Source organism: Burkholderia sp. HI2714 (assembly GCF_002223085.1).
Classification (GTDB): Bacteria; Pseudomonadota; Gammaproteobacteria; order Burkholderiales; family Burkholderiaceae; genus Burkholderia; species Burkholderia lata_D.
This window is the reverse complement of the sequence record NZ_NKFM01000082.1, coordinates 1-8,730: the sequence shown is the minus strand read 5'-3', so window position 1 is coordinate 8,730 and position 8,730 is coordinate 1. Positions and strand designations below refer to the sequence as shown.

10 protein-coding genes and 1 pseudogene are annotated in these 8,730 nt (G+C 63.9%); 7 read left to right on the top strand and 4 right to left on the bottom strand.

The features are described 5' to 3' along the window. Positions 1-674: 674 nt before the first annotated feature. Together CFB82_RS42885 and CFB82_RS40455 are read right to left on the bottom strand one after the other, a co-directional pair. Positions 675-1,088, bottom strand: a complete 414-nt coding sequence (locus tag CFB82_RS42885; RefSeq protein WP_143751063.1) for a hypothetical protein — start codon at positions 1,086-1,088, stop codon at positions 675-677. A 1-nt stretch (position 1,089) separates the two neighbouring features. Then, positions 1,090-1,776: a ParA family protein gene (locus CFB82_RS40455; RefSeq protein WP_089487815.1), complete on the bottom strand. Its 687-nt coding sequence runs from the start codon at positions 1,774-1,776 to the stop codon at positions 1,090-1,092. Between the two features lie 516 nt (positions 1,777-2,292). On the opposite strand from CFB82_RS40455, the gene CFB82_RS40445 reads away from it, so the two are divergent. The 3 genes from CFB82_RS40445 (at position 2,293) to CFB82_RS40435 (ending at position 3,329) form a co-directional block, all read left to right on the top strand. Continuing rightward, positions 2,293-2,619: a hypothetical protein gene (locus CFB82_RS40445; RefSeq protein WP_089487814.1), complete on the top strand. Its 327-nt coding sequence runs from the start codon at positions 2,293-2,295 to the stop codon at positions 2,617-2,619. Between the two features lie 96 nt (positions 2,620-2,715). Then, positions 2,716-2,952, top strand: coding sequence for a type II toxin-antitoxin system Phd/YefM family antitoxin (locus CFB82_RS40440; protein ID WP_089487813.1), 237 nt, complete (start codon positions 2,716-2,718; stop codon positions 2,950-2,952). Then, the gene (locus CFB82_RS40435) at positions 2,952-3,329 is read left to right on the top strand and encodes a type II toxin-antitoxin system VapC family toxin (protein ID WP_089487812.1); all 378 of its coding nucleotides are present in this window, start codon (positions 2,952-2,954) and stop codon (positions 3,327-3,329) included. Before CFB82_RS40440 ends, CFB82_RS40435 begins: the two co-directional genes overlap by 1 nt. Positions 3,330-3,627: 298 nt before the next feature. Here CFB82_RS40435 and CFB82_RS43790 read toward each other — a convergent pair whose 3' ends face one another. Both CFB82_RS43790 and CFB82_RS43785 read right to left on the bottom strand, forming a co-directional pair. Then, positions 3,628-4,146: an IS630 family transposase gene (locus CFB82_RS43790; protein ID WP_256990769.1), complete on the bottom strand. Its 519-nt coding sequence runs from the start codon at positions 4,144-4,146 to the stop codon at positions 3,628-3,630. Continuing rightward, the gene (locus CFB82_RS43785; protein WP_089487810.1) at positions 4,143-4,640 is read right to left on the bottom strand and encodes a helix-turn-helix domain-containing protein; all 498 of its coding nucleotides are present in this window, start codon (positions 4,638-4,640) and stop codon (positions 4,143-4,145) included. The genes CFB82_RS43790 and CFB82_RS43785 overlap by 4 nt, the downstream gene beginning before the upstream one ends. A gap of 232 nt (positions 4,641-4,872) precedes the next feature. Here CFB82_RS43785 and CFB82_RS40420 point away from each other — a divergent pair, with 232 nt between their 5' ends. The 4 genes and pseudogenes from CFB82_RS40420 (at position 4,873) to CFB82_RS40400 (ending at position 8,729) form a co-directional block, all read left to right on the top strand. Next, the gene (locus CFB82_RS40420; RefSeq protein ID WP_089487809.1) at positions 4,873-5,076 is read left to right on the top strand and encodes a hypothetical protein; all 204 of its coding nucleotides are present in this window, start codon (positions 4,873-4,875) and stop codon (positions 5,074-5,076) included. Positions 5,077-5,338: 262 nt separating this feature from the next. Continuing rightward, positions 5,339-5,809: a hypothetical protein gene (locus CFB82_RS40415; RefSeq protein WP_089487808.1), complete on the top strand. Its 471-nt coding sequence runs from the start codon at positions 5,339-5,341 to the stop codon at positions 5,807-5,809. 353 nt (positions 5,810-6,162) lie between these two features. Then, positions 6,163-8,310, top strand: a pseudogene (locus CFB82_RS40410) (phage integrase family protein); the annotation flags it as partial. Between the two features lie 98 nt (positions 8,311-8,408). Beyond that, positions 8,409-8,729, top strand: coding sequence for a plasmid pRiA4b ORF-3 family protein (locus tag CFB82_RS40400; RefSeq protein ID WP_179255532.1), 321 nt, complete (start codon positions 8,409-8,411; stop codon positions 8,727-8,729). The last annotated feature ends 1 nt before the right edge of the window (position 8,730 follow it).

The window sequence follows — 8,730 nt, the reverse complement described above, 5'->3', positions numbered from 1 at the left end:
TCCGGCATGTCCGGAGCCATTTGCATCGTCGCCAGAAGGAACCTCACGTGATTCGTAACCTGTTCAACGAGAAACATGTCCGTTACGCCGCTTGAATATTACGCACTATTTGATGAACTGGTCAGTATCACACTTCGAACACCCTTGTGGATATTACGCACCTCGTTCGGGGTATGGGATATCCATCGGGGTTTGAGATAGCATCTTCGGGGTTTGGGCTAGAAACCATCGGGGTTTGAGGTACGGATATTCGGGGGACGAAGTATCGTTTTTCGGGGTCTGAGATAGATATCTTCGTGGGTTGAGATATCAGCACGAAAAAATTCTCCCAAGCTATCAAAGGGTTAACAAAGTTCTCCACTGTGTCTAAGCCTTTCTTAGGCCTTTCTAAGCCTAAAACCGTCGAGCACGATCCTCACCGAAACATCCCGCGCCCGTCCGTGGACGGCTGCGCTATCCACACCACAAGGGCGTGGATAGCCCCGGCTTCTGCCGGGGTTCCGCACCCCCCCACCGACTCCCCGCGAGCAATGCCCTTCGGGCCTGACGCGCCCCGTTGGGGCTTGCCTCAAGAAGAGATATAGCCTCTTCGAGAATTGGTTGCGACCTTACAGGATCCACATATCTGGTAGCTACCAGATACTAAATAGATAGCAGACGGATATCTGACACTATTATTCTTTCACGTAGTAGTCTTCCACTCCCATCTCGCGGAGTCGTCGTATAGCGGCAATCCCTCGTTCGAGCACTTCACCAAAGGTTTCCTTTGAATGACGTGCCTCTTCTTCGAGATCCGCAACCCCTTGCGCGGTTAACTTCACGTTTTTTTGTACGTTCCGGCCGGTCCGACGTCGATTATCTTGCCGTGGCGATTCAGCTTCAGGCCGTCGCACTCGAGTCGCTTTGCCGACCGGCTTTTCTGCAGGGGTATTGGTGATCGGCGCACTGGCTGCGCTCGCCGGTTGTCGGCTGGGAAATCCAGTCTCGGCCGCTATCTGTTCGACGACCTCCGGAGCCGGTCGGTTGCCGGACACTGTTGACCGCGGCGCGAAGCCACTCAAATCGAGCGGGTTTTTACGCTCAGCCATTTCACGCTACCTCCTGCGACGGCGCCATACCCTCGCGCAATTTCGCGACGACTTCGTCTGCGAATTCTTCCGCATTCAAAATAGCCTTGTCCAAATTCGAAACGTCGTTAGGATCAAGCTCGGCGAGCGGCATCGCGAACGAGAACATTGCCTTGAACGCTTCGCGTTCGTTCAGTTCCGTGTTGAACAATGCGATTCCGGCCTCCTCGAACGTGCTGCTGATGTGTTTCATCGTTCGCGTGCGGATAATGGGACTCGTTCGAGTCAGTAATACGCCGTATGGGACCTTCCGCCGAGACATCTTTTCTTGTTGCTGGACGACCTTCATCGCGCGCGATGCCTGCGATGCGTCGAGCTGGGACCCCTGCATGGGAATCACGATCAGGTCCGCCTGGCTGACAGCCAAGATGACGATTTTTGCAGCAGTACCTTCGAGGTCGACGATCACGAACGGTGCTTGCGTTGCCGCAGCCTCGATCTTGTCGATGATGTTTTCCTCATCGGCGTCGGAAATGATGGTCATTCGGTCGGGCTTGGTGCCGCCCGCGGCCCACATGGCGATCGGCTTATTGGGGTCCGCGTCGATGACTGCGACATCGGCGCTTCGCGCCAATTGATCAGCAAGAACCACAGCTGAGGTTGTTTTGCCTACTCCGCCCTTCGGGCTCACAAACACAATAACCGGCATCGGAAGTTCTCCTTTTAGCTGGAGGGGAATTGGAGATACCTAATAGGTATCTGATAGCTACCAGATACCCGACACGATCAACGGCATCTAAAGGTATCAGTGGGCAACATCGATATCTATTTGGTATCCGGTAGCTACTAGATAGCTACATAGTAGCCGATAGCTATTCGATATCCAAGGGGTATCTGGTAGCTATCAGATATCTGATGGATATCCAATAGATACCAGGTATCAGTCACGTGCGCTGAGAGATAGCTATCAGGTATCTGGTAGCTACCGGATACCTGTCGGGTAGCTATTGTTCCTCGGATATCATGCCGTCCGTATTGACCAGGTTCGATGTTCCTATCTGCTAGCGCTCGCACGTATGCGTGGCGGTACGCTCGCGACCTTCGACCGCCGCCTTGTTGTTGACGCAGTGCAGGGCGGTGCGAGACACCTAGAGGTAATCGCCTGATACTTGGTAGCTATAAGGTAGCTATCAGGTAGCCGACGTTTGGTTCGATCGGAGGATCGATGACGGATACCCTGCAACTGGCGGCCTTCGCACTACCGCCAACGTTTCCGCCGGACCTTGTGCCGGAGGCCTGCGCGCAATTCGTGCGTGATTGCGTGCCGGGGCTGACCAAGCGTCAACTGCTCGCGCGCACGCGAGCGCGCGGCTGGCAACCGAGCTGGCAGCCGTTGCCGCACCTGACGCGCGACGACCTCGAGGCGTTCGGCTTCAGTCTGACGGTCGACGGCTGCGGCGTGCCGTTGATCGCGAGGATGCGCCGGGTCGAACAAGGTGTGGAGCCGCCCTCCGTGCCCGAGCGGGATGCTCGGCAACTGCCGCTGTTCTGATCGGTCATTTCTTTCTGCTATTCAAAACTGGAGTTGACGACTGGACTAACGGGGGCTAAGATAGTTTAGTCCTAGTTAGTCCGATAAGGATGCTCAATGCATACCGTCAACATTCACGATGCAAAAACCAACTTTTCGCGGCTTGTCGACGCGGCGGCCAGCGGCGAAGAGATTGTGATCGCCAAGGCTGGTAAGCCTGCCGCGCGCCTTGTTCCGCTGGAGCCTCTCAAGCCCAAACGGCGCTTTGGTGGCCTGAAGGGCAGGGTGGAGATTGCGGACGACTTCGACGCGCCTCTCCCGGACGACGTCCTGGCTTCATTCGAGGGCCGGTAATGCGCTTGTTGCTGGACACGCATGTCTACCTCTGGTCCGTCCTGGACGACCCCAAGCTGTCCAAGCGTGCGCGCCATCTAATCACGGACGCCGATGAAGTATTCGTCAGCGCCGCGACTATCTGGGAAGCGTCGATCAAGGCAGGTCTCGGAAAACTCAACGTCAACGTGGACGAACTAGTCGCCGAGATTTCGGCCGCCGGCTTTGTAGAGTTGCCGGTGCGCGTTACCCACGCAGCGCTGGTCCGTGATCTGCCGGACATTCACCGTGATCCGTTCGACCGACTTCTCGTCGCTCAGGCCATGATTGAACCACTGCGGCTTGTAACGGCAGATGGACATTTAGCCAAATATACGGATTTAGTCATTGAGGTCTGATGGCGGCTTATCTGGAACGGGCGCGCCCGGCCCGACGGCTTGCACTGTGCGGCGCCGGCGACAACGCACTGGACACCGATGCCGTGCGCCGACCAGGCAACTCGCCGGATTCAATACGCCGCACGTCGGCAGGCGCGGCTCGAGGCAATGTGGGCGGCTTGTCGTGGTGCCTGTCTGAGTTGGTCGGAGGACGCCGGCTGGCATGTGATCGACGCGATCGCCCCTGCGGACGACGACGTACGAAGGCGGCGCCTGCTGGGTGTGAAGGAAGGTCGGCCATGGTGCTGGCTCTAAGTTTTCAGTAAAAACTAAATCCGTATTTCTCGCCGAATCCGTCGAGGATTGAGTCGATGTCGGCTTCAAGCGTGCCTACGTCGCGAGCCTTGAAGGCCAGCCACTGGTACTTCATCTGGTGCCAGAGCTTCTCGATGCGGTTCAGCTCTGGGCTGTACGGTGGCAGGAAGTACAAACGCAAGCCGCGCTGCCGGAGCACATCGAGCAACGGGTTGATGGCTTTGCCCGTGTGCACCGAGGCGTTGTCCAGAATGACCACCAGCGGTTTGTTGACCTGTTCCATCAGCAGCCCCAGGAAGCCCGCAAACAACGGTGCGGTCATGGTTCGCCAAAGCTTGGCGGCAAACAGGCGCCCCGAAGACAGCAGCGCGCCCACCAGATTCAGACGCTTGCCACGCCGAGCTTCGATGGCGTGGCATTCGCCACGTTGGGTCCAAGCGCTTCGGTTGGGATGCGCCTGAGCAAAGCCCGTTTCGTCGACGTACGCCAGTTCGATGTCGCCTCGTTTGGCCGCGGCCTTCAGTTCCTCGATTTCCGCTTTAGCGGCACGGAACCGGGTTTCGTCTCGCTTTTTTTAAGCGTGTGGCGCGTGCGTTTCCAAACGATGCCCATCTGCTTGAGCGCTTTGCTTATTGTGCTGCCTGCGACCCGCAGGCCACTGCTCTCCAGCAGCTTCGCTTGTAGCTGCGGCGTCGTGAGCGCGTCTTGCATGATCCAGCCGTGTAGCAGGGCACGGTGTTCTGCTGTCAGCTTGGATGGCGCGCCACCCGCTTTCTTGTTGCGCACCGCTTCCCAACCCGTCTGCAGCCAACGCTTGCGGCAGTCGTACACCGTGTCCAGATTGCGGCCCAACTTCCGCGCGATCGCCGGTCCAAGCCACCCATCGGCGAAGTACAGCAGCGTTTGCGACCATTCGCGCTCACGCCAGTCCGTGCCGCGCTTGACGATCTGTTCCAGCCGACGCCGATCTTCCGGACTCAACTCCAATCCTTTCTGCTTCTTCACGCCGTACACCATGCGAGCCTATCCCCGCATAGACCCAGAAATCCAGAATTGGTTCGCGGGAAGAACTTATCGCGCCGGAGATGGGCAATTCGTCGCCCGCTGGGATCAGGCTCGCCTGCAGGTGCTGGACGGGACGCCGGCCGCGGCCATCGCATCACTACGACGGTAGGCGCGCGATTCCCGGCGGGTTTGTCAGGTCGACCTGCCCGTCGCCCGGTCCATCCCGCTGATCGAACCCGAACACATGGATCCCCGCCTGACCGCGGACTACCGATATTTCGTGGCGGTCATCCGCTACCAGAAAGGGTTTTGGCGGGACGCCGCGGTATTGGCGGACGCGGCCCGCTACTACCAGCGCACCCAGGCCTCACGCGACGGGCCGCCCGGTGATTCGCCGTGGGTCGAATGGGGACGCCAGCGGGGCGGCTGGAATCGCATGCGCGGATAAAACCGTTCATCACGACAGCTCGGTTTTATCTCGAAACTCGGCCCCGGAAAACCCGTTGGAGCAGCTCCGGCACGGTTGTCGGACCAGCGGGCCGTCGATAGATACAACTTTAGTTGTGCAAGCGGGTGGGAACGAGGCGGGCCGATTTTTTAGCGGGTGGTCTTGTCTGCTAATTCTCATTAGCAGCCCGCCGTTTAATGGCTAGAATACGGCAGTTGCTATTTTTCTATTTAGGGCCTCTCCCTTTTAAAGCCTGTCCGTCATGGTGCTGCGCCGCTCCGCCCGCCTGCCCACCCGCGTGACCGCATCGCGCCCCCTGCTGGATGCGCTCGGCCAGCGCGTCGGCGCCGCGCCGTTCACGCTCGCGCAGTGCGACCGCGACGCGCGCAATCCGCTCGCGCTCGCGCGGCTGCAGGATCAGCTGCAGGCCGGCGGGCGCGATGGTCTGATCCTGCCGGCGATCGTTCCCCACACGGGCCCCGGTGGCGCCCGTGGCTATCGGCTCGCGCCCGACACCTGGACGACCGTGCAACGGCCGCATTCCCGCTCGGCGCGGGCCGCCCAGCAGGCTGCGCGCGAGGCCGCTGAACAACGCGAGCGCGAGCGCGCGCTCGACCGCGCGAAGCTCCGCGACGCGATCGCGCTGCTCGAGCGATCCCCCAAGGGGACTTCCTGCGGGGCGTACGGCACCCGGGTGATCGGTCCGGACGCGGAAGAGCAGGCGGATGGCTAACCGGCCGCAAGCGCTCACCGTGCCGCCGCCGGCGACCTATACGCGCACCGACTTCGCCGCGCTGCGCGCGCGCATTCAGGGCATCCCTGCGGCGACCATCGCGCGGCGCTTCTACGACGTCGAGGACAGCGCGGTGCCGGCCGAGGCCGACGCGGTCGAGCGGCATCTGGCCACGATGCGCGACGCGTTGGTGCGCCTGGCGCTGCTGAACGGTTCCGCGGCGCTGGCCGAGCACCTGCGCGCGTCGATGCGGCAGCACGGTGAAGCGAAGCTCACCGCCTTGACGCTGCGCTTGGTCGAGGACGCGGCCAAGCTCGCCGCGGCGGCGCCCGCGCGCCGATCACGCGCTCGCGCTGTGGTTCCGGCCCCTCGTCGCGCAGCGCCTCACCGGGGAGGGGATCGCCACGCTCGGCGCGCTGATCGCGTATTGCAACCGGCACGGCGGCCGCTGGTGGCGCGCGATTCCCCGCATCGGGCCGCTGCGCGCGGCCACGCTCGTGGCCTGGCTGCGCCGGCACGAGGCGACGCTCGGCGTGCGCATCGATGCCGACGTCGATGCTGCTGTAGACACCACACCGCTCACGCCCGCCCCCGATCGCGCGATCGTGGTCGGGCCGGGCATGGACGCGCTCGCGCCGCTCGAGCGGCTGGCCGCGCCGGCCGAACTGTCGGGCGCGGGCGGCACGAACCGCGCGGTCGGGTTCCCGTTCATCCGTGCCGAGCACGATCTGGCCGCGCTGCACGCGTGGCTCACGCGCTACCGCGACCGGCCCGCGACGCTGCGTGCGTATACGCGCGAGATCGAGCGCTTCGTGCTGTGGGCGTTGAAAGTGCGCGGCGTCGCGGTGTCGTCGCTACGCGTCGAGGACTGCGACGCGTACCAGGCATTTTTAGTGCAGCCGCGCGCGGACTTCTGCGGCCCGAAGCGGCCCCGCGCGAGCGGCCGCTGGCGGCCGTTCACCGGCGCGCTGTCGGCCGACAGCCAGGCCTATGCGGTGCGCACGCTGCGCATGGCGTTCGACTGGCTGGTCAAGGTGCGCTATCTGGCCGGCAACCCGTTCAGTGCGGTGACGCTGCCGGCGACGCTCACGCGCGAGTGGTCGCTGCAGGTCGAGCGCGCGCTGGCGCCGGAACTGTTGCGCACGCTGCGCGACGCGCTGGACGCGCACTGCGCGCGGCCGGACGAGGACGCCGCGCAATGGCGGATCGCGCGCGCGGCGATCGGCCTGATGGTCGATTCGGGCCTGCGCCGCGCCGAAGCGGCCAGCGCTCGGCGCAGCGGCTTAAAACGCGTCGACGGCATCAAGGGGCAATCGGTATGGACGCTCACGCTGGTCGGCAAGCGCAGCAAGGTGCGCACGGTGCCGGTCAGCCCCGCCACGCTCGCGGCGCTGCGCGCGCACTGGGCCGACTGCGGGCTCGCGTGGGACGGGGGACACGGCAGCGAAGTGATCGATGATTGCTCGCCCGACTTGCCCTTGCTGGCACCGCTGACGATTCCCGGCACCGCGGCGGCTCAGGCCCGGCACGGCGAGCCGCCGGGCGCCGAGGTCGATTCTTATACGCCCGATGCGCTTGGGCGCCTGGTGCGCACCGCGCTCAAGCGCCTGCAGGTCGAGCTGCAGCGCTGGGGCGCGTTGTCGCTGTGGGACGCCGCGCAGCTGCAGAAAACCAGTGCGCACGCGCTGCGCCACACGTTCGGTACCGACGCGACCGCGCGTGGCGTGCCGCTCGACGTGGTGCAGCAGATCCTCGGCCACGCGTCGCTCGCCACCACCTCGATCTACGTGAAGGCGCGCCAGCAGCGCGTGCTCGAGGCGGCCGTCGACTACTACGCGCAGCAGGCCCCGCCGGAATCGGTGCCGGTCGAGCCGGGCGGGGCGTCGCCGTCGCCCGCGCCTGCAATCACCGGCGTGTCGCTCCGGCCGCAGTGGATCGGTGACGATGCAGAGGACGACGGTTGCGCCGCGCGCGACCGCGATGAAGTGTCGGGCATGCGGGCCGCGCCGATCCGGCTCACGCTGCGCATCGACAACGTCGCGCCTGGCGGGCGAGGCCGCGCGCGCACGCTGCGCGCGCTCGAGCGCGGCATCCTCGACGCGAGCTCAGGCGGCTACGCGGCCGAGCGCCTTGCACCCGGTGTCTATGCATTGAAGGTGCTGCATGAAAACGACGCAGCACTCGACACCGCGCTTGACGCGCTGTTCGATGCCATCCGGGACGCAGCGCACTTGCACCACTGCGTGGCCGAGCTCGACGCGCAATGGGTCGGCACGGCGCGCACCTGGACTTATCGGGTGCCGGCCGCTCAGGTGGCCGATGCGGTGATGCCGTTTGCGGGCGGGCCGGGAAGTTCGGCGTCGGCAGCGGGCAATATCGTCGAGGCGCCGCCCGGCCCGCGCGTGATGCGGCTGCGGGTCAGTCTGCCGGACGTCGCCCCCGAAATCTGGCGCCGCCTTGAGGTGCCGGCGGACATGTCGTTGGCCGAGCTGCACGCCGTGATTCAGGCGGCGATGGGCTGGCACGATCGCCATCGCTTCGGCTTCCAACGCGGGGGGACGCTGCCTCGGCAGTCGGTCTTGAATCCGCCCCGACCGACGTGCGTCTCGAAGCAGTCGGCGAGGTCGGTGCGGCGCTCGTGTACACCTACGACCCCGACGACAACTGGCGTCATATCGTCGAAATCGAGGCGATCGGGCCGGCCCATCCACGGGCGCGCACGCCGCGTTGCGTGGCCGGCGCCGGGGCGTGCCCACCCGAGGACTGTGGCGGCCCGGCGGGCTACGCACAGCTCGTGCGCACGCTCGCCGGCCGGATGACCGATGCCAAGCGCGCGCTGCTCGCGTGGCTCGGCGAGCCGTTCGATCCCGAGCTGTTTCGGGTCACTGACGCGAATGCGAGGCTGGCAGTTTTTCGATGAG